The following is a 24,308-nucleotide window of genomic DNA, read 5'->3' on the forward strand; positions in this document are numbered from 1 at the left end:
AAAATATAAAATGTTGAAAATCAATCAAAATAAAATCTTCGCATTGCTTTTTGGAGCAACAATCTCCATTACCCTTCATGCTCAACAAAATTTAAAACTAACTTACGATAAACCCGCAGAAAACTGGAACGAAGCATTGCCTATCGGAAACGGAAAACTAGGAGCAATGGTTTTTGGAGGATCTTCACAAGAGCATCTTCAACTTAATGAAGAAACGATATGGGCAGGAGAACCGGGAAACAATGTTCCCAAAAACACCTTCGACAGTATTCAGAAAATCAGAAAACTTTTAAATGAAGATAAATTTGAGAAAGCTCAGAATTTATCAAATACTACCTATCCGAGAGCAGCTCCGAAAGATTTGAACTATGGAATGCCATATCAGACAATGGGTGATCTATTTCTGAATTTTAAAGATCATAAAAATATTAAAAATTACAGTAGGACTTTAGATATTGAAAAAGCCATAACTACCATTTCTTATGAAGTTAATGGTGTAATTTTCAAGCGTGAGATTTTCTCTTCATTCGTAGATAATGTTATTGTAATCAAACTGTCTTCCAACAAAAAAAGAAGCTTAAATTTCTCTATTAATGCTTCTATTCCACATTTAAAAAATTCAATTTTTACAGAGAAAAATCAATTGATTATTAACGGAACAAGCAGCTCTGTTGACAATAAAATAGGAAGAATAAATTTCAAAACTGTTACAGTTCCCATTTTAACAGGCGGAAAATTAACCACCACTGAAAATCAATTGACTATTTCAGAAGCAGATGAAGTTGTTATTTATGTATCTATTGCTACGAACTTCAAAAAATACAATGATATTTCAGGAAATCCTGATACTGGGGTTTTACAATATTTAAATTCTGCTTTAAACAAAAGCTATACTGACGAATTAAAAGCACATATTGAAAAATATCAGAAATATTTTAAGCGTGTCAGTCTTAATTTTGGAACCACTCAACAAGCGAAAAAAACAACAGATGTAAGAATTAGAGAATTTGGTAGTTCGAAAGACCCAGATTTGGTAGCGTTGTATTTTCAATTTGGCCGTTATCTTTTGATTTCTTCGTCTCAACAAGGAACCCAGCCAGCCAATCTTCAGGGTATCTGGAATTATCAATTGAATCCAGCATGGGATAGCAAATATACAGTCAACATTAATACAGAGATGAATTACTGGCCTGCCGAAAGCACGAACTTGAGTGAAATGCATGAGCCATTGTTTGATATGATTCAGGATTTATCATTGACCGGACAAGAATCGGCAAAGGAAATGTATCATGCCAGAGGTTGGAACATGCATCACAATACTGATTTGTGGAGAATCACAGGAATTGTCGACGGTGGCTTCTATGGGATGTGGCCTATGGGTGGTGCCTGGTTGACACAACATCTTTGGAATCATTATTTATACACCGGAGATAAGGTATTTTTGAAACAATATTATTCAGCTTTAAGAGGAGCTGCATTATTTTATTTAGATATTCTTCAACAGGATGCTTCTAAAAAATATCTGGTTGTCTCTCCTTCTATGTCACCGGAAAATACTTATATAAAAAACGTAGGAATTACGGCAGGAACAACAATGGATAATCAATTGGTTTTTGATGTTTTTAATAATTTCATCAATGCTTCAAAAGCTCTTGATACGGAACAAAATCTCTCAGATGAAGTGAAAACAGCCTTAAGTAAACTTCCACCAATGCAGATCGGTCAGCATACACAATTACAGGAATGGTTACAAGATATGGATCAAACTGGTGATAAACATAGACATATCTCGCATTTATACGGACTATTTCCTTCAGGACAGATTTCACCTTTCAGAAATCCCAATCTGACAGAAGCCGCCAGAAATTCTATGATATATAGAGGTGACAAATCCACAGGTTGGTCGATGGGTTGGAAAGTCAATTGGTGGGCAAGATTACTGAATGGAAATCAAGCTTTTAAATTAATTTCAGATCAATTAGCACCTGCTTCAATGGAACAGAAAGGACAATCAGGAGGAACTTATCCCAACCTGTTGGATGCTCATCCTCCTTTCCAAATTGATGGAAATTTCGGTTGTACTTCCGGAATTGCAGAAATGCTTTTACAAAGTTATGATGGCTATATTTATATTTTACCCGCTCTTCCCGATGCCCTACCTAACGGTTCTGTTAAAGGTTTAAAAGCACGAGGTGGTTTTGAAGTAGATATTGAATGGAAAGATACCAAGCTCACTAAATTGGTAATTAAATCAGCTTTAGGAGGAAATTGTAGAATCAGAATTGCAAAAAATACTGAGCTAAAATCTCAAACGCAATTCAAGCTTTCAAAAGGAGAAAATCCAAATGAATATTATCAGGTAAATACTATTAAAACGCCGCTAATTTCGGAGAAAGCACAGTTAAAAGGATTTCCTATCCCCGAAACACAAGTTTTTGATTTTAATACAGAAAAGAATAGGATATACTCTTTTGAAGTAAGATCATTCTAAAGGATCGTAAAGAGCAAACTTACAAAGCCTACATAGAAGGTATTTCATTTTCCCTTACACTGATTTCCTATCCGGAAAAACAGATATTCAAACAAATTATCTATATAATAAAGTGCAACCGATTGAATTAAATAAATATTTAACATTATAATTATATAAACATGAATATATTAAAATATAAAATAATTTAATATTAAATATATAATTTTACAAAAGAACAAATCACTAAATATAAACTATGAAAACAAAAATCAAAGCCACCCTATTTGCGGTAGCTCTAAGCTCAGCTTTTACATTAACTGGTTGCGGTCAGGAAGACATCAAGACCGAGTTATCAGGAAACCCTAACGAACTCAATCTTAAAAATGCAATTATGCTAAATGCTGTTGTCCCTTTAGCCAGTTGTGTTGCTCCTGGATGGGCTTCTCAAAACGGAGGAACAGCAGGTGGAGGAACTGCTGCTGAAACTACAGTAACAACCTATGCACAATTAAAAGCAGCTATTGAAAACACAGCTGTAAAAGTTATTAAAGTCACAGGAACTATTACCATTACCACCCGGTTATCATTTCAGGATCAAACCGGAAAAACAATTTATGGCGCAAGCGGTGCAAAACTGGTTTCAACCGATCAGACAAAGGATGGATCTGGCATTATCAATATTAAAAGATGTAACAATATCGTTATCAGAAATTTGATTTTCGAAGGACCTGGAGCTTATGACACAGATGGTTGGGATAATGCTATTTTGGATGACTGCAGAAATGTTTGGATAGACCACTGTGAATTCAGAGATGGTGTTGATGGAAATTTTGACATTAAAAACAAATCAGATTTTGTCACTGTTTCTTACACGAAATTCCATTATTTAAAGGCTCCAAAACCAGGTGGTTCAGGAGGAACCGATGATCACAGATTTTCAAACCTTATCGGTTCAAGCGATGGAGCAACTGCTGATGCGGGAAAATTGAATGTGACCTTTGTTCGTTGCTGGTGGGCTCCGGGATGCAGAGAACGTATGCCGAGGGTAAGATTTGGTAAAATCCACATTGTCAACAGTTATTTTAACAGTTCATCGAGCAATAAATGCATTGCAGCTGGAGTTCAGGCAAATATCCTTGTCGACAAAAATGTTTTTGAAAACGTAAAAGAACCAATCAACCTGATGAGCGGGTATACAGCCGTTACAGCAACAGGAAATACATTTACAAATGTCACCGGAAATACTTCAGGAAGTGGAACAGCATTCACACCTCCGTATTCTATTTCTACTTTATCTGTTTCTTCAGTAAAATCTGATGTTACAGCAAACGCAGGAGCCACATTATCGGGGAACGTTTGTAATACATTATAACTACAGGGAATTAAAATACTAAGATAAAAAGACCGGGAGGAATCTCGGTCTTTTTATCATTAATAGATTAATCATCTTAATTTCGATCTTATAACCTATTTGTTTAATGTTTCAATTCATTATTCTGGCAGGTTGTTTTCGCCAATCCATTTAGAATATTCTTTATCTATCAGTTTTACAGGTGCATCACCAAACCAGCTATAGCCATTTCTCCTTTCCTCTGAAACCTCATTATAATTGTATTTTACACTTCCGTCCCGGTCACCAAAAAGAGGTTTGTTATTATTAATATCATAAAATCTTGCCCAGATCACAGAACTTTTATCTTCAGCCAAAATTCTTACTGCTTTACCGTTTTGTTTTGCTACGTTGTAGCTGTAGCCATTTAATTTATTCTCTTGAAACCATTTTATTGCTGACCGTATCGACTTTTCAATCTCGGGAGTAATGGGCTGCATCATTAAAAACCTTACGATTCCAACCGACTCTCCTGTTGCTAAAGAAATAGGTTCAAAAGCTCTTGCTTTATCAGGTTGCAAGGTTATTTCATTGTATTGATCAGCCCAAATAGAAAGAATACCTTTCTGCAAAACCTGGGTTTTTAAAATACATTCAATACCTTTTTGAACAGCAATTTTTGATTGTTGTTTTATATGATAATCAACAATAACATCAAAATCATTTTTACCCACTGCCACATTATACAAAACCGTTAAAGCATTTATCATAGCGTTGTCATTATAAGTAATTTGCTTTCTATAAAGTCCCGTATTTGGATAATATTGTGGAAAGCCTCCGTTTTTATACTGCATTAATAGGAGGTACTTTATCCCTTTTTCTGCAGACTTAAGATAATCGGGATTCTTTGTAATTTTAAAAGCTTTTATTAATGCATTAATTTCTTTTGAAGTCGCATTATTATCTATTGTAGCATGATCATTTCCGGTCTTTTTTATTCTCTTTAAAAGTACCTCATCAATCGGTAAATTATAATTAACAACTGATTTATCATCAAGTTGCTTTCCCCAGCCACCTATTGGAAGCTGATAAATCAATATTTTCTCGGCTAAAGTATCTTTCACCTGACTAAAACCATTAAAACCAGTCAACACTAACGCTAAAATATACAGTTTCGTTTTCATTTTTTTTAATTTATTTTTTCTAATAAAATAATGCAATTAATACAATAAATTCACAATATGCAATCGATTACTCATATAAATATAATTAACAAAAGCACCATTTATTATTATCAAAAATACCAAAAAAATGTAATTTACTGATCAAAAAAATACAAATTCTATTTAGAAGAATTATTTAATGATCATAGAGCTTTACAACAAAAATTCCCAAAACTATCTATTCCGATGGAATGGCCAAAGAAAACTAAAGTTACCTATGAAAATAAATGGATCTTTTATAATTGATTTCATTCCTACATGCTTCTGCTTCCATTGGTAGAAAGCAGGTACAGAAATCCTATGTTCACGGCAGATGTTTTTTTTTATTTCTCTTTAATTTTGAATATTACAGTTAATATTTGCATCTATTTTCCAGCTTTTATGTACATTTAATAACATTTAGGACTTAATGTTAATTAAACTATTTTTTAGATACATTCTATATGATGAAACATCTTATTTTGTTATTCTTGTTTATTCTATCATCAGTTACTATTACTGCTCAAAAAATTAACTCCACAGAATATTGTAACAATTTAATCAAAAACGGGATTGATGCATTGTACAAAAAAAATCACAGCACTTCATTAGAAACATTTGCAGAAGCAAAAAAAATTGCAGAACAAAATAAACTATATGAGCAGCAATTTATTGCGACCAACTGTATCGGGCTCAATTATTATCAGATGTATGATTACAGCACAGCACTCGATTATTATTTGGAGGCCTACTCTATCGCTATTAAACATTTGAAAAGTGACCGCGAAATGACGGTATTAAATAATGTAGCACTCGTCTATTTACAACAGGGAAAATATAAAGAGTCTGAAAAGCACCAAAAAAGAGCTTATGAGTTAGCAGTTGCCAATAAGGACTATATCGGGATCGGGATATACTCTGCCAACTTAGCTGATCTTTATAATATCACCCATCAATTAGACCGTGCTTTAGAGTATGTAAAAATTTCCAGAACCGCTTTATCTATAGAAAATAATCCGAGAATTACCATTGATCTATCTATTGTAGAAGCCAAGAATTTCCTTGAAAGAAAAGAATATAATAAAGTTCTAACTATTCTTGAACCTTTACTAAACACACTAAGAAGTAAAGAATCCATGGATCATAGAATTTTAATATTACTGATTCTTTCTCAGGCATATCAAGGCCAGAACCAAAACGAAAAAGCGCTCTACTATATAAAAAAATCCCAGCAAGAGAATCTGAATTACAGCAATAATAAAGACATTTACAATCAGTTTTCAAGCCTTTACTTCAGCATGGGAGATCATACCAAGGCTTTACAATATAAAGATTCGGTAATTATTGTTAAAGATTCCCTTAGTGCCATTAAAAATCAGGCAATGTATCAAAACAGCGAAATCAAACTAAAACTTCAGGATTCAGAAAAAGAACTTAAAAGTGAAAAAAGATTAAAATTTTACATCGCAGGATTCTGCATCTTGATTCTCGGATTACTAAGCTTATTATTCAGAACTCTTTATTTAAAGAACAGACAAAAAAGAACTATTGCTGAAAGAAACGAGCAGATTATTTCCTTAGAATTAAAAAATAAAGAAACCGACAATCTCTTATTAGAAAAACAAATCAAGGAAAAAGAGACCGAAACTCTTTTAGAAAAAGAAAAGCTCAGAAACGAATTGGAAAACAGAAACAGAAAATTAGCTGCCAATGCTATCCATATCGCACAGAGAAATGATAAAATAGAACAATACATTCTTCAATTAAAAAGAAACCCTGAAATGATCAAAAATGATCAGCTCTCTCAACAATTGGATCAATTGAAATTAATACTCACTAAAGAGGAAAATAACGACGACTTTTTATCTCATTTTGAAAAAATCAACAGCAAGTTCATTAGTAACCTTAAAGAGAAACATCCTGATCTTACACTGAATGACATTCGATACATCAGTTATATCTACATGAATCTTTCTACTAAAGAAATTTCATCAATATTTAATATTACCATTGAAGCATGTAGAAAAAGAAAAGAAAGGGTTTCAAAAAGATTAAACCTTCAAAATTCAAATGACTTATATAGCTATATATCAAATGTTTAAATAAAAAAGTCACGTTTTTTCCATTTTCAGTCTCACTATTTCCCTTTTCATTGTATTGAAAGTTTTCTTCAAAAAATAAATTTGTATTCCTTAACAACTAAACAAGTATTATGAAGAAAACTGTATTTACTTTATTTTTTATTATGTTTCTGCAGCTTGCTTTCGCGCAAGTGAGCTTTGCTGGAGACCCGCAATATGGACAGCTGCGAAATTTTGTTTATGACAAAAATGTTCCCAACAGAGTCTATGCAACTACTTATGTTGATAAACACATTGTGGTTTCCAACGACAATGGCACACATTGGGAAATACTATACACTCTTCCTTATCCCGCTTATACTGCGGATATAAAAGAGATGCATCTTACCAACAATGGCACTGCTGTAAGTTTTATTCAGCATTTTGGCCTAGGCAGTCCATTAAACAAAATTATTGTACTGAATCTGCAAACATTAAATGTTGTAAAAGAATTTAATTTTCCTTCAAATCAGTCTATAGAAGCTATCACCAACTATTCTATTTATGATAATGGAAACATGACTACTGCCACAATGCTTACTAATGGTGGTAGTAATAAATTTTTTTATACAACAAACGGTGGTACGACATGGACGAAAATTTATGATGGGCAGGATCATGAAGATGTACTTTTAAATGATGCTGTCATGGATCCTCAGAATCCTCAAACATTATACATTGTGCGTAATGGAGGTCCTGGAAATATTGACGGCGGCTTACTCAAATCCACTAACGCTGGAGCTACGTGGACAGAAACATTAAATGGTCTTATTTTACAGTCAATAGCAATTGATCCTGAAAATACCAATATTCTTTATGCCGGAAGTGGTATTCTTTGGTCATATCTTAACCAACATCAGGCTGTCTATAAATCAACAGATGGAGGAACTACGTGGAATGAACAAACAGGAATTACCTGGTCAACAAGTACACAGGGATTAAGAAATGTTCCTAAAATTCAGATAAATCCCAATAACACCAACCATGTTATTGTAATGGGTGATGATAGAATTGCCATAACCACCAATGCTGGGAGTACGTGGACTACAACTTTTCATAATGGTTTGATAGATGGTCATTCCTATTTCTATGGGATAGATGCAGCCTTTAATCCTAATAATTTAAACCATGTTTTAATTTCAAATAATCGTTATGCAAAATTCTCAACAGATAAAGGAATAACACTTACCTCTGTTGTAAACCCGTTTTTTATGGGAATGGGTAAAATAAATCTTATAGATGATAATGGTACAGACAAATTGATATATGGAGTGCAATATGGTTATACAGTCAAAAACCTAGTCAATAACCAAGAAACTCCTATTAATGTTTATCCTCTTAGCGAGTTTCCGGTGGGTCAGCAAATTCCGCTTATGTATGCAGATAAAAAAAAACCGGGAAGAACTTACAGTTATGAAGAATCTTTTGGGATGGGAAATAATGTTAAGGTAAGTGATGATTATGGTGCAACATCAACATCAATTTATAATACTTTTGACACTGGTTTTACTGCTGCCGAAACAGATCCTACCAACCAAAACATAGCATGGATTGCCACTTTTAATGGGGTAAATGCAAGCCTGATCAGGTCTGATTTCACCAATATCAATAATGTAATAAACGATGTCATAACCCTGCCTTATGATGGTGATTATATTTTTGGAATCAAAGTAAATCAGAGTAATTCTAATGAAGTATTAGTAACTGTTGGAAACAGATTATTTAAAACAACAAACGGAGGAACAACATGGACGGAAATCACAGTCGGCTTGCAAGATTTAATCCTTCCAAACATCGCGTTAAGTTTAGTTCAAAACCCATTGAATGCAAACCAATATACAATGGCAGCATCAAACGGAATATATACTTCTTTAGATGGAGGAAATACATGGTCTAGAATTTATAACGAAATGGTTCATAAAGTTGAACATTCCACAAAACAAAACGGACAAATTATAGGTATTGGAAATTCATATTTAGCTACGCTTCCAAAAGTGATTTACACGAATAATAACGGAACAAACTGGCAGGTAAGAACGGCATCCAACTATTTTAACACAGTAGTTATCGATGGTACAATGCGTTTTGTAAGCCCTACTACAGCAGAAGTCTATTTGATGACAAATTCATTAGGCATCCTGAAAGACGTTATAGACTTCTCAACGTTAGGAACTTCAAATCCTGTTATCGTAAAAGATGATATCAGTATTTATCCCAATCCTGCTCAGGATGTGATCAATATCAAATTAGTTAAAAATACATCTAAACTTAAAGTAACGATTTACAACACAACAGGGCAGCTAGTTTCAACATCAGAAAATAAAACTAGCATTGACATTTCCGGTCTTACAAAAGGGGTCTATCTTCTGAAGGTGGATCAGAAAAATGCAACTACTATAATTAAAAAATTTATCAAAAATTAACTTTATCAGGTATTATCATCCTTAAACCGTCTCCCAAGGGCGGTTTTTTATTTTCATCCATTTTTAAAAGCTATCTGAACATTTTCTTAAATATTCTTTCTAAATTCCCCTAACATCCAATCTGTTATCTACTGGCTACTCTTTTACAAGTCCATACTCCATATAAGTGCCTATAATTTGTATAAAACCGCTTATCCATGCAGTAAATCAAGCTATAATGACAGTAATTTTACTTATTCGTATTTCAGAAAAAGATTAGCATTAAAAATATTTCAAATTACCCTTACTTATTAATATTATATCATTTTCAACCATCTTACGACAGCTAACTTGCTTGAAATATCATACATTTGTAAAAACACTTTTTCAAACAAAATTACCATTGAATTCCAGTCAAATGAGAGCTTACCAATCCATTTTATTCCTTATCATCCTACATCTATTTACCTTAGGAAAAAGCCAGAAAATATCCGAAGAACAATTAAAGGACGAATTACACGACATACAACACAAGATTGGCAGTACAAGTATCGTAAGCAATACCATAAAACAACTGGAAAAAAGCTACAGAACTGCAAAGGAAAATAAATACAATGTTGCATTCTCCATTGGTACTGAACTGATACGAACATATTCAACATTGGATAATTCGGAGAAAGTTATTGAGGTTGCAACAGACCTGGAAAACCACATCAATGAAGATTCATCGCCACAGGAAGTATCCAATATGTACAAGATGAAAGCAGGTTCATTGGGGGATTTGGGGTTTCTGGAAGATTCCCACAAAGCTTATCAGCTTTCAAAAAGATATTTGGCAAAAATCAAGGACAATGATGTACGTCATTATTACAGCAGCTTATTTTATTCTAACTATTCCGGTTATTTTGATCAAAGCAAAAAACAACCTGATTCCGTACGTCTATATCTCATAAAAGGCTTAAGCGAAGCAGAAAAAATATCTGAAAAAACATCAAGTATATCACTAAAAAAGAAATATGATTTGATTCTTTCCATACAGGCAAACCTGACATTGTATTATTTATGGATCATTCAGCCCACCGAACCAAGGACAGCAGAGACATATCTTTTAAAATCATTGAAGATTGCAGAAAATAGGGAAATAAGTTCACTCAATAAAATGAACCTATACAGAACGGCTGGTGATTTTTACTTTGACCAAAAAGATAACGACAAGGCCATACACTATGCTCAGAAAGGCTTAGAACTTGAGCAAAAAATTTCATCCCCTTCCAGTCGGGAAATTTTCTACGAAATCATGACAGAGGCCTATTTGGCTAAAAATAATACTCTTGAGGGAAAAAAATACAATCAACTTCTTACAAAGCTCAGGGACAGTATTAAAATTGCAGAAAAACATTCGGTGAATAAAGTTACCACAGCAATTAAAAAAGAAAAGGAAAAGGAAAAAAGCAGCAGCCTTAGAAACTACTTATATGTGTTCTTCATTATAATAATGCTGGGATGTGGTGGTGTTTGGTACTATTGGAAAAGCAGGAATAAAGTCTTACAACAGAGATTTCAGGAACTCATTACCAAAATAAAGCATGAGTCAGAAAACCAAAAGAATGAAATGGAGAAGGATGGAGAAAAAGCAGTAAAAGCTCCGAAAACAATTGCTGAGGAAACGGTCAATCAACTATTGACTAAGATATCCAAATTTGAAAAAACAGAGAAATACCTGAAAAGTGATATTACAATAGCCAGTATGGCAAGTAATTTTGGCACCAATACAAAATATCTTTCAGAAGTCATAAAATCCTATAAGGACAAGAACTTCAATCATTACATCAACAGCCTTAGAATTGAATACATTACCAGGAAACTGTATGAGGATGCAGTATACAGAAAATATAAGATTACTTCTTTGGCAGAGTTATGTGGCTATGCCAATCATAGGGTCTTTCAGACAGCATTTAAAAAAGAAACAGGTCTAACTCCCTCAGATTTTATTAACAATCTGAAAAAGAAGACTGAACTGGAAATACTGTAATACAAAATAATTTTAAAAAGGAATAGCATCAATATACCTTTGCAAAAAAAGTCTATTCAATCCATGAGCACAATACAACCGTACCTATAGCGGCAAATATTACTTTAGCTGGATACCATTCCAAGCTCTTGAAGGATGTTACATTCTGTAAAAGAAAAGTCATTGTACTATAGCTCCTTAAAAATTTATACTATCATCTGGTTGAACTGAAATGTACAAATTATTGGTCTGGAAGTATTTTACCCCTTCAGTTGGATATCCATTTCTAAAGCCTCTCCCTGATTATCTCAATCTAAGCTAAAATTCAAATCAGAGTTCATTTGCTGTGGAAATCTTTCGTAAACTTCAGTACTAATATTTAACATATATCCCAAAAATCAAATACCTATTTGGGATTTCTAAAATTTTAAACAAATACCTTGATATTTTTCAACAAACTGATTTTCAGTATATGAAAATTGTAAAATCAATCAAACAACACATGAAACTTTCCGAATTATTCATGCATCAGCCTTGTACAGGCATTGTGGCATTCATAATATTGCATCAAAATGACAACCGATTCTGAAAATAACATGATGAACCAAATCTTCTCTCTGCATTCACTTGGAGGGAGGAGGTTTTTCTTATTCATCTTGTTGTTAATCAACTTTCAGATCATACAGGCTGTTTGTATACGTAACGAAGCTCCTTCATCAGATACTCTTCATGCATCAACTGCTATAGTTGTATCAGAGGGTACTATCGTTTCAGGTATGGAACGAATATATGTTTCCCATCCGAAAAAGGATAAAATAAAGAAAATTCTCAAAAGAAAAAATACACTTGTATCCAATAAAAGGAAATACAAAAAAAGACAGGCTATTTCTCAAATCGTTAAAAACAGCAATAGATCCACATTAATTTTCAGTGGAAATACACAATCAGAGAAATCTTTACTGGCTGTTTCCGACAATGATAAGCAAATCATAAGACCCAATCAACGAACGATGAAATTCCTTTTTTTTGGGTCCGAAAACAGGATGCCTATTCTAATCCATTTACCAGATACTTTCCTGAAAAAAAACTATAAAAACCGTGGGGTTTCAAATTTAGAATTCTTTAGAAATTTCAACCGACCTCCCCCATTTCTATGTATGGCTATCGCTTAACAAATCATCGGATAGCTCTTTATTAAACGAAAATTTCAACATATGTATCCATATTCGCCGGTTTGTCCGATGTGAACAGATAACGTCGTTTTTTTGACTCAAACAAAAAAGGAGAAGAAACCATCATTGGCAACAACCAAAGGCTACTGATAATCCTGGGCTGAATACAGTCAACGACTATTTTCTTTTCAGGCGTCTTTTTTGGAAATAAAACATTCAATTCAAATAAAACCTAATTAAAAATCATGAAAAAACAACTTCTACCCATAGCAATTTTACTTGCTGTAACGGGTACTGTAAAATCTCAGATTGCCATAGGAAAACCGACAGTAACCAATGCTTCGGTATCTTTGGAATTTGCAGATACAGAAAATCGGGGATTCGTACTTCCCTATGTAGAAACAAAAACAGGAATTACAGACAACGGTACCATCATTTATGATACGACCGACCACAAAGTAAAATACCTGAAGGACTCCGGAACATGGACTGATTTAAGTGTTGACAACACCGGAACAGCGGATATTTTGATCCAGACCAATAAAACGGAATCTACGACCGCAAAATCAGTCATCGGATCAGCAGCTGCCACAGACAGTACACCTGGTATGTTGGTTTTATCCGACACCAACAAGGCAATGATATTACCCAAAGTAGCCAGTCCACACCTTAACATCATCGACCCTGCTCCTGGAATGATGGCTTATGACACTGTTAAACGACAACTTGCCATATACAACGGCAAAGTCTGGACTTTCTGGAAACCTTAAATGAATGAAATATGGAAGAAATACACTTTTATTAGCGCATTTTTTATAAACATGACTGTCTCTACTCAAGTAGGTATTAATATCAAGTGTTCAAAGATCATATTGGATATCTCTATAAAGTTCAATTCATAAAACACATCGTCATATTTATAAAAAATCACAGTATAAAAACGCACATACCGGAAATCCGGCTAAAAACTAATATATTATGAAAAAACAAATCGTCTTTTTCTTCATATTCCTCATTATGGGTAATATGATGATTTTGGCACAAAGCTGCAACATCAATGCAGGAGCCAATGCCGTCATTTGTGGCACGTCTGCCAATTTATCGGGAAGCTCCGGGGGAAGCTCAGCTGGAAATCCAGTGTGGACACTGATATCCAAACCTTCCGGTGCCCCCAACCCAATTATTGTAACCCCTTCAGGTTATAATACCAATGTCACAGGAATGACCTCTCCTGGAAATTATGTGTTTCAGATTGCCCAGAACTGTACTACAGGCACGGCAACCTCACAAATAACCATTACTGCCCCAGGAGAGGTTTCATCTTTTACCGCAGGACCTGACATCACCAATGTTTCTGCCATTACCGGTACTGCAACCTTAAATGCAGTAATTCCTGCAGGGTATACCGCATCGTGGACCTATTATAACATTTATAATAAAGAATATTATAATCAGACCACCACCACGAATGCAACGATGTCTAATACGACAACCGCAACCCCTACCCTAACCCTTACAAAGAAAGCTAATCATGACATTGACCCAGCTTATCGTGCAGTATTAAGGATAACATCTATCAACAATCCAAACTGTTGGTACGAAGATGATGCAATCATCAGGTTCATCCCTAATCCACAAATAAGTCTTCCCGCAACCCATAACAGATGCTATCCATCGACAGACACCAACCGGTATATCAGTTTGAGCGGAACCTCTCCTATGTTGGCAACCAATACGCCAAACTCATCTGGAAACCAGGCATTTGGGACAACAGTTACCATAAATGCCATCAGCCAACCAGCAGGTGGAAATATTTCATTTTATCAAATAAGAAATAGTTCTATCTACTTCAATGGTGTAAATGTTACAGGAGCCTATGTGTTCACCATCACCGTTACCAATGCCAATGGAACATACACAACTCCTCAGATAACCTATAACTATAATGGAACAGATCCCAAACTAGTAAGTTTTATCGATTCCTCTTATCCTGAACAAATGCAGTACTATGGTGCAACCGGTAGCGGGGGTGCCGTGTATTGTAATAAGGCAGGTACAACGGCACCTATTACCATCTATTTCAAAATTGATCCCTCAGACCCAGCAACACTTACCACGACAGTTGGTAATTCGGGTATTGTTCCTTCCGGAGGAAATCCCACTTTAGTTTTGAACGGAGCCGGGACGATGAACAGGAACGTAGTGGTAACACCACCTGCCGGAGGTTGGCGAGTGGGAACTTACATTGTTAATTTAGCAGTTAAAAATGGCACCTGCGGTAATAGTCAGGATTATTATATTCATATTTCAGACGGTAGCCGCCCGAATGTGGCTGTCCCAAATACTACAATATGTTATACAGGATCAGGTATTGTAACGGCAACGATTCCTTTACCTGCTGTATATCAAGGAGTAGTCAACGCTAGCTACCTTCAGGAATTTTCTGGTGTATATAACTTTACTCTGGTTTCCAAGCCAGCCGGAGCTGCCAATCCTGCTTACGAATCCAGTAATCTCAGGACATTGACAAATACTTCTACCACGATAAGTAATTTAGATAAGCAGGGAGAGTATGTATTCAAGATAAGGGCTGTTCCTAATGCAGGTGGAGTGGATTCCAGATTTCTGGATAAAGAATATGCATGCTCGGGAACTTCTCCGGAGGGTACATTTTCAATATTCGTATCCCCACAGGTAAATGCCAATGCAGGATCCAATCAAATCTTGGGAATAGGAGCTTCACAAACCTCTCTCAATGGGAATAATCCAGGAGCATCATCTACAGGTTTATGGACCGTGATTTCAAAACCAGCCGGAGCTCCAAATCCTATAATCACCAATCCATCCCTATATAATACCAATGTTACAGGACTTACCAGTTCAGGGACATATACTTTTAGATGGACTGTTACCACCGGTACCTGTACAAGTACCAGCGATCTTACCGTTACCATTACAGCTCCTGGCCCCGGTGGAGTGCAGGGAACCGAATTTTGGGTAAAATCGGATGATGCCGGAAGTATTGCTACGGCATGGAAGGATCATTCCTTAAATGCAGATAATATACCGAATGTGGGAGGGGTAACATTATCTCCTGCAGACAGAAGCCATAATTTCAATCCTTATACTACCGGTTATACCACTTCTAAATTCTTTTATAATACGGCTTCTGTAATGAACCCTACCAATGGTGAACTGCCTAATATATCCCATTCCATTTTCTCTGCAGTAAGACCCAGCACTTCGGGAACCGGACGCATTACAGGGATTGATGATGATGCAACCTATGCTTCTGAACCTGCAGCATCAATTGCCAATGGGAAGCCAAGACATTATGAATATTATAATGTTACTACCTCAACAGATTTCTCTACAAATTTCAATATCGGTTCATCCAACGTGTTCTCGGTAATAGCTAATAATTCTGTTGCCAACGGAGGATCTTCGGCTTCATCCGGAGGAGAAAAAAGATTGGGTCTGAATGGTACTTATGAAACAACTTCATTTACCGGATCTAATAAATTTCAGTTATATGGTCGTAATCTAAGAGTAGGCCAGGCCGGCTGGGATGCACCAGGTGCTTTCCCTGGAGATATTATGGAAATTTTATGGTTCAAACGTGCCTTAACAGCGAATGAACAGTCGAGGATAAATTCCTATCTGGCTGTCAAGAATGGGGCTACATTGAGCGAGAATTATCTTTCAACAACCAGCAATGTGATATGGGACAGAACCATTAATACGGGCTACAACAATAATATTTTCGGTATTGCCAAAGATGATCTCACCTTATTACATCAAAAGCAATCGGGAAGTACAAATAGCGGACAGAAGCTTGTCATTTCTACAACAGGATTTGCAGATAGTAATGCAGCCAACAGTACAGGCTTAGCTAATGACATGCAATTCCTGATGACAGGAGATAATGGTTTGGAGCAAAGCCTTAAAACACCATTTTCTTACACTACAGGCTCTAATGGTGTGGTTAACTACCGTTTTGAATCTATCTGGAAAGTACAAAACTCAGGAAATGTGGGTACCATAACGGTTGCTTGGCCTAAAGGAGTGAACAATATATACTTAGTTCAGTCTTCAGATGCTGCAATTGATGGCAATGACAACTTTACCCCAATGGTTACTGAGGTTACTGTAAACGGAATTGTATATAACACAGCTACCGCAACATTAACGAACGGTCAATATTTTACCTTTGCCGGTTTTGCATATGCACCGGGTGGAGTATTTTCCGCTGCGTGGTATCGTGCTGATGCTGCTTCAAACCTATTCTCAGACGCCGGAACTACGATCGCTGTAGATAATGCTACTGTTCAGCAATGGAACGAATTTAATAACAAACCTTTCCCTCTTTTACAGTCAACAACAGGCTATCGTCCGAAGTTTTCTAATACTACTTTAGCAAATTTCAACCCAACGGTAATTTACGATGGAACTCAAAAATGGATGCAATATGCTCCGGTAGATGCTCAAGGGTACCTGTTGAATAGAAGCAAAGGAGCATTGTTCTCAGCTGGAAACACAACAAGTGCAACCTCTTCATTACTGGGATTTGGAACAGCCGGTTCCGGAAATGCAATGGATGACCCTGGTCTGTATAGCTTTACAGGAAATAAATTTTTGTTCTATCCTGTAATAGGTGAATATGCCCCTCAAAGTACCTACACGATCAATGGATCTTATATTGGTGGCGGTACCTGGGAGAATGGCGCAGGAACGGGAGGAAACAATGCAGTAAACATCACATTAAACGGATTCCATCAGACCTTCGACATCAATATTTCAAATGTAAATACCGATGTAAGCCGTAGTGCCTTAATGGTAGGAAAAGCAGATGCCGGGGCACAATTGATTGGGCAAGAAAATGAAATGATTGTTTTTGCTGATAAGCTAACTGATCTGGAGGTAAATAAGGTAGAATCTTATCTTGCTATTAAATATGGACAAACGCTGAGCAAAGAACAAAGCAGAAATTATTTAAGCTCTGCAGGCAATGTGGTTTGGAATGGATCATCCAATAACTATTACAATAATATTTTGGGTATAGCAAGAGATAATACATCAGCTTTACATCAAAAACAATCACGAAGTGTAAATGATGGTCAAAAACTAATAATTGGAGTAGGAAATTCATTGGCCAATACCAATATTGGCAATACCAATTCTTTGACGGAAGGACAATTCCTGATCATAGGAGACAATGGGCTTAAACAATCAATGACTACTCCACTAGTTTACACTGCAGGAGCGAATGGGGAAACGAACTATCGTTTTGAAGCCATCTGGAAGGTACAGAATACCAATAGTGTAGGAACTGTAACAGTTGCCTGGCCTAAAGGAATAAAAAATCTATACCTGGTGCAGTCTGCAGGTCCTGTATTTGACCTAACTTCTACCTTCACTCCAATGGTGACCGAAGTAACTATAAACGGTGAGATCTACAAAACAGCTAATGTAACATTAACCGATGGGCAGTTCTTCACTTTTGCAGGTTTTGGACTTGCTCCGGGTGGAGTTGTGAATAATCTTTCCTATTGGTACCGGGCTGATAAAGATGCTGCAAATACAGGAGATGGGACAGATATTACAGCATGGACTGATCAGTTCTCAGGAACTACATCAGCACAATTGGGAACCAATGCCCTGCCAAAATTCAAGATGGGTGCGGCCAATTACTTTAACTTCAATCCAGGTGTCAATTTTACTGCAAATACTCAAACGATTGGAAATACATCAGTAAGAACCTTTGGCAACAATACCTATGATATCTTTATCTTGACAAAAGATGGGTTATCAAACCCTGGCGGAAATGGAAGGATATTTAGCTCTTTATTGGATAATTCTAAATTAAGTGGTAGCATCAACTATTGGGATGGTTTTGGCGATATGTATGACAATAGAACAGAAAGAGTAAGAGCTGATGAAGGGTATAGATTTCTTGCTAATCCTGGAGGAATAAGGTCAACGACGATTCCAAGCATTGTATATCACAATCTATTAAATACCACTACTGGTAAAGGAATCAACGGAGGTGTTGTTTCGATGACTGGAGCACATACTTCCATAGGCTTTCTAAACGGAGGGCATACCTTCGGTTCTACACAAATAGGCTCCAATGGAAGTGATAATGGAGGTTTTGTTGGAAATCTGGGAGAAACAATTGTTTATGGAGAAGGTAACCTTACCACCGCTGAACGTAGAAGAGTGGATTCCTATCTTGCTATTAAATATGGTATTACGCTGGGACAAGTAAATACTGACCATTATCTGAATACAGATGGAAACACAGTATGGAACGGAGCAGCCAATATTACGTTCAACAATAACATTTTTGGAATATCTCGTGACGATATTGAAATGTTAGAACAAAAGGTATCGAAAAGTGTCAATGCAGGAACAATTCTCACTGTTGCCACGATCAATGATTTTGCTTCTCCGAACCAACTTGCAACGCGAACAGGATTTACGAATGATAAAACATACTTCCTGGTTGGAGATAACAATGTTACGGCAACACCGCTTGTTAACATCACAATTGCCGGAACTACACTGCAGAGAATCCAGAGAACATGGCTATCTCAACGTTCAAATACTTCTGGAAGCCTATACTTTGAGGCAGACCTCTCAGCTTATGGAGCTATTTTCTCAGCTGGAAACAACATTCAGATGATTGTAGCAGATGATGCAACTTTCACAACAAATGTAAAAACAATCACTGGAATATTCGCAGGCGGTAAATGGGTATTCATGAATGACTTCAATGCAGATAATACCATAAGGTACATCACGTTTGCTGAAGGAAAGGCTTACTGCTATAAGCCAGGTGCTATTGCTACAACTGGCAATCCAGCATTACCTACAAAAGTAGGAGTTACCTCTCTTGGAAGAGCTGGAGCAGGAAGTACAGACAACTGGCCAATGGTAAGAAAAGGTGGCTGGCTGGTGTTGGAAGCAAAAACCAAAGGTTTTGTTCCAAACAGAGTCAAGTTTAATACATCAAACCAACCTGTTGCCGCTGATGGGATAACTCCTGTTATTACAACACCTGTAGAGGGTATGATGGTGTATGATATTACCAACAAATGTATGAAGATGTACACCCTTAAGGAAGGTGATGCAACCATGAATTGGCACTGTATCTCCACACAAACTTGTCCTGATTAGAAAAGTACAGATTTGATAATTGATAGAAACTTAGCTCCGGAAAGTATTGTACGGAACGGGGCTAAGACTATCAATTAAAAAATAAACCAACATTTAAAATAAAGAAAAACAATACGATGATAAAAAACGTTTCAACATCGTCCAACAAAGCCTCAATGTATTTACCATATTATTGGGTATTTGTCAACTGCGATCAAAATATTAATACCATAATATCGTCTCTTTTAAAAGAAATATAAGTTATGAATTCAAATTTCAGGAATATTCATATTGGGAAATTCATCCACCTTCGGGTTAAAGAAAGCAATATTGACTTATTACGTATCTGCAACTTCATGAAATGTACAGATGAAGAAATCAATGAAATGTACATACAGGAAAACCTACCCACCAATATTTTATTGAGATGGAGTAAATTGCTTGAATATGATTTCTTCAGACTATATTCTCAGCATTTGATACTCTACGCCCCTCCTTCAGCCCCAATAAAAGAGCAGGATTCTTCAAAGCTGCCTCGTTTCAGGAAGAGTATCTATACTCAGGAGATAATAGATTTCATTTTGGAGCTGATACAGAAACAAGAAAAAACCAAACGTCAAATTACGAATGAGTATGGGATACCTTATACCACTCTATGTAAATGGATAGCAAAACATAATAAATGATCAAAAGACATCTAGCAATGAAAAGTTAGAAACATCCATAATTGGATCACTTTATCTGGATCTTTAAAATAATATAATGAAAAAACAAAATCAACCTAATTATAAACGAATATATTCAGACATCATTGACCAACGATTTCCTCATAAGAAAGCCGAGTGCGAAAAGATATTGGGCAAAAAAATACTTTCTGCCATGGACATTACGGACCTGAATAACAGAATTTTTGGCACCAAAAATAAAGATGCAAAAAAGATAAATCAAAAACTTCGCTCCTACAATGAAACAGATATAATGCGTATCCTTGATTACCAGAAGAATCATAGAATGAACAATCTTCAGGTAGCCGAACACTTTGGATTAAGTAGAAATACAATGACCAAATGGCGAAGGATGTTTCAGTAAAGAGGTTGATATCCTTAAGTGGAAAAAAAGATTTTGATTTTTGAATAATCTAAAAAAATGTACATTGAGAGATATTTAAGTGATTTTTTTTATGAAAATAACATTCACAAACTTGCTCTCATCCAGGGTTACCTTAGACTTTGCCGGATTTTAAATATGTTCTTCTGAGTACTCATGATTTTTATAAAATAATGTTGTTTTGAGGCATGCTAAAGTCTGGTAAATTAATTTCTCCGATCATTTGCCTTAATTCGATTTCTAATTGGAAACTAATTTGAGATATTGGAACATCATTCGCACCTCCTTCAAATGGATTTTCAGTATTTTCCCCCACTTGAACTATAGAAAAGTATAGCCATGAAATTAAAAAGCTGAAAGGAATAATTAGCCAAATCATATTTCCCTTCATAAATCCAGCCATACCTTCATTGAGCTTATCAAAGTCATTCAACATTCCATAAGGCAACAAAAATGTAAAAGACCGGACTAACAAATTATTAATAGTATTATACTGGCCTGGAAATGGTGAATTCTTTATCTGTTCACTTTTTCCTTGTAAATTATAAAAGTCTTTTATTGATTTTTCCATATCAACAAATTGTAAAACTGTAATTTCTTGTTTGTCATAAAGAGATTTCAAAGTTTTACTTTGTAAACTTAAAATATGGGTTGAAATGTTTTTAGATTTTAAAACGGCTTGCAACTCACTGGCTATAAGATATTTTGCCAATTCCTCCTCAAGGTTTGTTTCTTGTTCAGGAATCTTAAATAATTTACGATATGCTACATTATTTGTTTCATTTGTTGACTCCCATGTTTTGAGTGTTCTCATTCCATAACGTAAAGCAGTAACCCAAGCTATATGCCTATAAATAAGGTCTTTTGAAATCTCATTATTTAAATAATCTCTGCTTACTAACCCCCAAGCCCTACTATTTGATAAAATTGATGTCCAAACATCTTGAGCATCTAGAGAACGTTTATAACTTAAGTTATTTTTAAACCCTAAAATAAACGCTGTAGCTGTCCCTAACATTGCGATAACTGACCAGGGAATTGCTATCCATTTTATTTCGAGTACATCATATAAGATGACAGGGATAGCACTTAAGAGGAGCAACATATATATTTTCCCCTTAGTCCATATCACAAATTCAAAAAGGTTGTATGATTTGCCAATATACATATTTCAATTATTTATCTATTTTAATTATCAAGTTCTCCACTGATACAAAGACGTTTTTAACCAGTCGCAAATATCAACGTTTGTTTTCGGGCTTAGCTATCCAATTTTTGTATTCATTAGTTCCTATATACACAGGATTCTGAGGAATAAGTGTTTTCCTTTCGAGTACAACACCTGAATATGGCGCATTACTATTAGTTTCAATCTCCAAAGTCTTTTCTGTTGATGAGAGATACTGCTTTATCCACTCATCAATTCTGAACTGTTCGGGGCCGCCAATTTCCAGAATCTTATTTGCTGGGGTTTCTACTGCTACTTTTACAAGAAATGTTGCAACATCAGCACTTGCAATGGGTTGAATAAATGCATCCGAAAGTTTAACTTTTCCTTCGGATGTGCTCATTGCAACAATACCGCCTGCAAACTCAAAAAATTGTGTGGCATGTACAATAGTAAAGGGTATACCAGATTCTTTGATTAAATTTTCCTGGATCTGCTTGGCACGAAAATATCCGCTATCCTGTAATTTATCCGTTCCGACAACTGACAAGGCAATGTGATGTTGTACCCCTGCCCTCTTTTCCGCAGGCAGTAGATTTTGATTTGATGTTTTAAAGAAATCCATTACAGGACCATCATCGAATGATGGTGAGTTAGAAACATCAATGACAACATTCGCGTTTTTAATGGCTTCTTCAAGACCTTCTCCCGTGATCGTGTTTACTCCTGTATTAGGTGAGGCAGCAATTACTTCGTGTTCATTTTTCAACATGTTTGCCACTTGGCTACCAATAAGTCCGGTACCTCCAATAATTACAATTTTCATTTGATTTTTGTTTTAGCTATTAATAAAAACAAAATTGAGGATAAAAAAAAAGTATAATCTTAAACCAGTTTAAGATTTTACAATGGAACTATTTTCACTTTTGTATCCAAGTATATCATAACATTTGTATCAATTAAAAAAAATTAAAAAATGAACAGCGAAAATTTAATTAAACTAACAAGAGAACTAATTTATGAAGCAACACATTTCAATGTACCTTATGTAAAGCAAGTCTATGCGGAGAATTTACTGATTGTAAAGGTTGAAAAGAATGGAACGGTAGATACTATGAACAAAGAACAGCTTGTTGGTTTTGTTCAAAGCAACAGCGATGCAAAAGTTACCCCCTTCTCAACCAAGGCAGAAATTCACTATGCTGTTTGTGATGGTAATATGGGTATGGTAGTGATGACCCGCGATTTGGAATTGAATGGAAAATCTGACCCTAAATTCTTTACATTGATTTGGGAATATTCATCAGAAAGATGGCAGGTGGTCAAAGAATCCTATCTTGTAATTAATTAAATATGTCTTACCAAAATTTGAGTTTAAGAGGTAGAACGCTTCTTCGCTTTTATCTCGCTTAGGTACTCAGGGGTCATATTAAGGTAGGATGCAAGGATATGTTGAGGAACTCTCCTGGTAAATTCTGGGAATTTATTATTAAAAAGATGATAGAGTTGTTCACTGGAAAGAGTATGCAAATATTTAGAGCGATGTTGGGTTGCAGCATAAGCTCTCTGGTAAATCAGTCTGAAATAGTGTTCAAGCTGAGGGTACTTCTTGAGAAGTTTTTCCTGATTTTTATAACTAATTGCTAAAACCTCTGTTTTTTCAACCGCTTGTATAATAAATTCTGTTTGAGCTTGTTTTTCAAACGCGAGATAGTCAGTAATCCACCAGTTCTCGATCGCAAATTGAATAGTTTGTTCAATACCTTTATCGCAAATAAAAAACATACGCAGACACCCATTTTCTACAAAATAATGAAACTTGCATTGAGAATTGTCAGGTGTTAAATTTTCCTTTTTTGCAAAAACTAAAGGTTCGAAATATGATAAAATTAAAGGCTCATCGTTAGGGTCTATTTCAACATACTTTCTAAAATGGCTTATTAATTTTTTGGTCATAATCTTGTTGAAGTTTGAAGTTATAATCACTGTTAGCTTTTGGGATATTTTAGACTTTATAAATAGTACTAACAAAATTAATTTTTAAAAAACATATTCTTTGAATTTAAATTAAATTATTCACATTAGATGCAGAAAATGGTGATAATAAGCCACTAATACTGAGTTATAGTTATCATGTTTTCTATTGAAAGCCTAGCAATATACAA

At 35.4% G+C, this 24,308-nt stretch carries 15 protein-coding genes; 11 read left to right on the plus strand and 4 right to left on the minus strand.

Annotated features, from left to right (window positions below; translation table 11 throughout):
* Positions 1-10 precede the first annotated feature (10 nt).
* Both AC3WRL_RS18145 and AC3WRL_RS18150 read left to right on the plus strand, forming a co-directional pair.
* The gene (locus tag AC3WRL_RS18145) at positions 11-2,491 is read left to right on the plus strand and encodes a glycoside hydrolase family 95 protein (protein ID WP_492330917.1); all 2,481 of its coding nucleotides are present in this window, start codon (positions 11-13) and stop codon (positions 2,489-2,491) included.
* 238 nt (positions 2,492-2,729) lie between these two features.
* A complete protein-coding gene (locus AC3WRL_RS18150; RefSeq protein ID WP_261511876.1) occupies positions 2,730-3,845 on the plus strand; it encodes a pectate lyase family protein in 1,116 nt (371 codons plus the stop codon).
* A 119-nt stretch (positions 3,846-3,964) separates the two neighbouring features.
* On the opposite strand, the gene pelA is transcribed toward AC3WRL_RS18150, so the two are convergent.
* Positions 3,965-4,987 (minus strand): pectate lyase, encoded by a 1,023-nt coding sequence (gene pelA, locus AC3WRL_RS18155; protein WP_492330918.1) that lies wholly within the window; start codon positions 4,985-4,987, stop codon positions 3,965-3,967.
* A gap of 482 nt (positions 4,988-5,469) precedes the next feature.
* Between pelA and AC3WRL_RS18160 the strand changes: the two genes are divergently transcribed.
* From AC3WRL_RS18160 to AC3WRL_RS18195, 8 genes are all read left to right on the plus strand, one after another.
* Positions 5,470-7,107, plus strand: coding sequence for a tetratricopeptide repeat protein (locus AC3WRL_RS18160; RefSeq protein ID WP_492330919.1), 1,638 nt, complete (start codon positions 5,470-5,472; stop codon positions 7,105-7,107).
* Positions 7,108-7,217: 110 nt separating this feature from the next.
* Positions 7,218-9,548 (plus strand): T9SS type A sorting domain-containing protein, encoded by a 2,331-nt coding sequence (locus AC3WRL_RS18165; protein WP_492330920.1) that lies wholly within the window; start codon positions 7,218-7,220, stop codon positions 9,546-9,548.
* Positions 9,549-9,930: 382 nt separating this feature from the next.
* Positions 9,931-11,559: a helix-turn-helix domain-containing protein gene (locus tag AC3WRL_RS18170; RefSeq protein WP_492330921.1), complete on the plus strand. Its 1,629-nt coding sequence runs from the start codon at positions 9,931-9,933 to the stop codon at positions 11,557-11,559.
* Between the two features lie 575 nt (positions 11,560-12,134).
* Positions 12,135-12,710 carry a hypothetical protein gene (locus AC3WRL_RS18175; RefSeq protein ID WP_492330922.1) on the plus strand — a complete coding sequence of 192 codons (576 nt, stop codon included), beginning with the start codon at positions 12,135-12,137 and terminating at the stop codon, positions 12,708-12,710.
* 245 nt (positions 12,711-12,955) lie between these two features.
* Positions 12,956-13,480, plus strand: a complete 525-nt coding sequence (locus tag AC3WRL_RS18180; RefSeq protein ID WP_261511870.1) for a phage tail-like protein — start codon at positions 12,956-12,958, stop codon at positions 13,478-13,480.
* A 208-nt stretch (positions 13,481-13,688) separates the two neighbouring features.
* The gene (locus AC3WRL_RS18185) at positions 13,689-19,889 is read left to right on the plus strand and encodes a DUF8202 domain-containing protein (RefSeq protein WP_492330923.1); all 6,201 of its coding nucleotides are present in this window, start codon (positions 13,689-13,691) and stop codon (positions 19,887-19,889) included.
* Positions 19,890-20,131: 242 nt separating this feature from the next.
* Positions 20,132-20,554, plus strand: a complete 423-nt coding sequence (locus AC3WRL_RS18190) for a transposase (protein WP_214825910.1) — start codon at positions 20,132-20,134, stop codon at positions 20,552-20,554.
* A gap of 193 nt (positions 20,555-20,747) precedes the next feature.
* Positions 20,748-20,957: a hypothetical protein gene (locus tag AC3WRL_RS18195; RefSeq protein WP_261511868.1), complete on the plus strand. Its 210-nt coding sequence runs from the start codon at positions 20,748-20,750 to the stop codon at positions 20,955-20,957.
* Between the two features lie 181 nt (positions 20,958-21,138).
* Here AC3WRL_RS18195 and AC3WRL_RS18200 read toward each other — a convergent pair whose 3' ends face one another.
* Entirely contained in the window at positions 21,139-22,143 is a 1,005-nt protein-coding gene (locus AC3WRL_RS18200; RefSeq protein WP_492330924.1) for a bestrophin family protein, read from the minus strand.
* Positions 22,144-22,216: 73 nt separating this feature from the next.
* On the minus strand, positions 22,217-22,969 hold the full coding sequence (locus AC3WRL_RS18205; protein WP_492330925.1) for an SDR family oxidoreductase: 753 nt from the start codon (positions 22,967-22,969) through the stop codon (positions 22,217-22,219).
* A gap of 150 nt (positions 22,970-23,119) precedes the next feature.
* Here AC3WRL_RS18205 and AC3WRL_RS18210 point away from each other — a divergent pair, with 150 nt between their 5' ends.
* Positions 23,120-23,494 carry a hypothetical protein gene (locus AC3WRL_RS18210; RefSeq protein ID WP_492330926.1) on the plus strand — a complete coding sequence of 125 codons (375 nt, stop codon included), beginning with the start codon at positions 23,120-23,122 and terminating at the stop codon, positions 23,492-23,494.
* Between the two features lie 23 nt (positions 23,495-23,517).
* Here AC3WRL_RS18210 and AC3WRL_RS18215 read toward each other — a convergent pair whose 3' ends face one another.
* Complete coding sequence (locus tag AC3WRL_RS18215) at positions 23,518-24,099, minus strand: Crp/Fnr family transcriptional regulator (protein WP_214825918.1); 582 nt, start codon at positions 24,097-24,099, stop codon at positions 23,518-23,520.
* Between the last annotated feature and the right edge of the window lie 209 nt (positions 24,100-24,308).

The organism is Chryseobacterium sp. FW101-FHT12H09 (genome assembly GCF_058790395.1).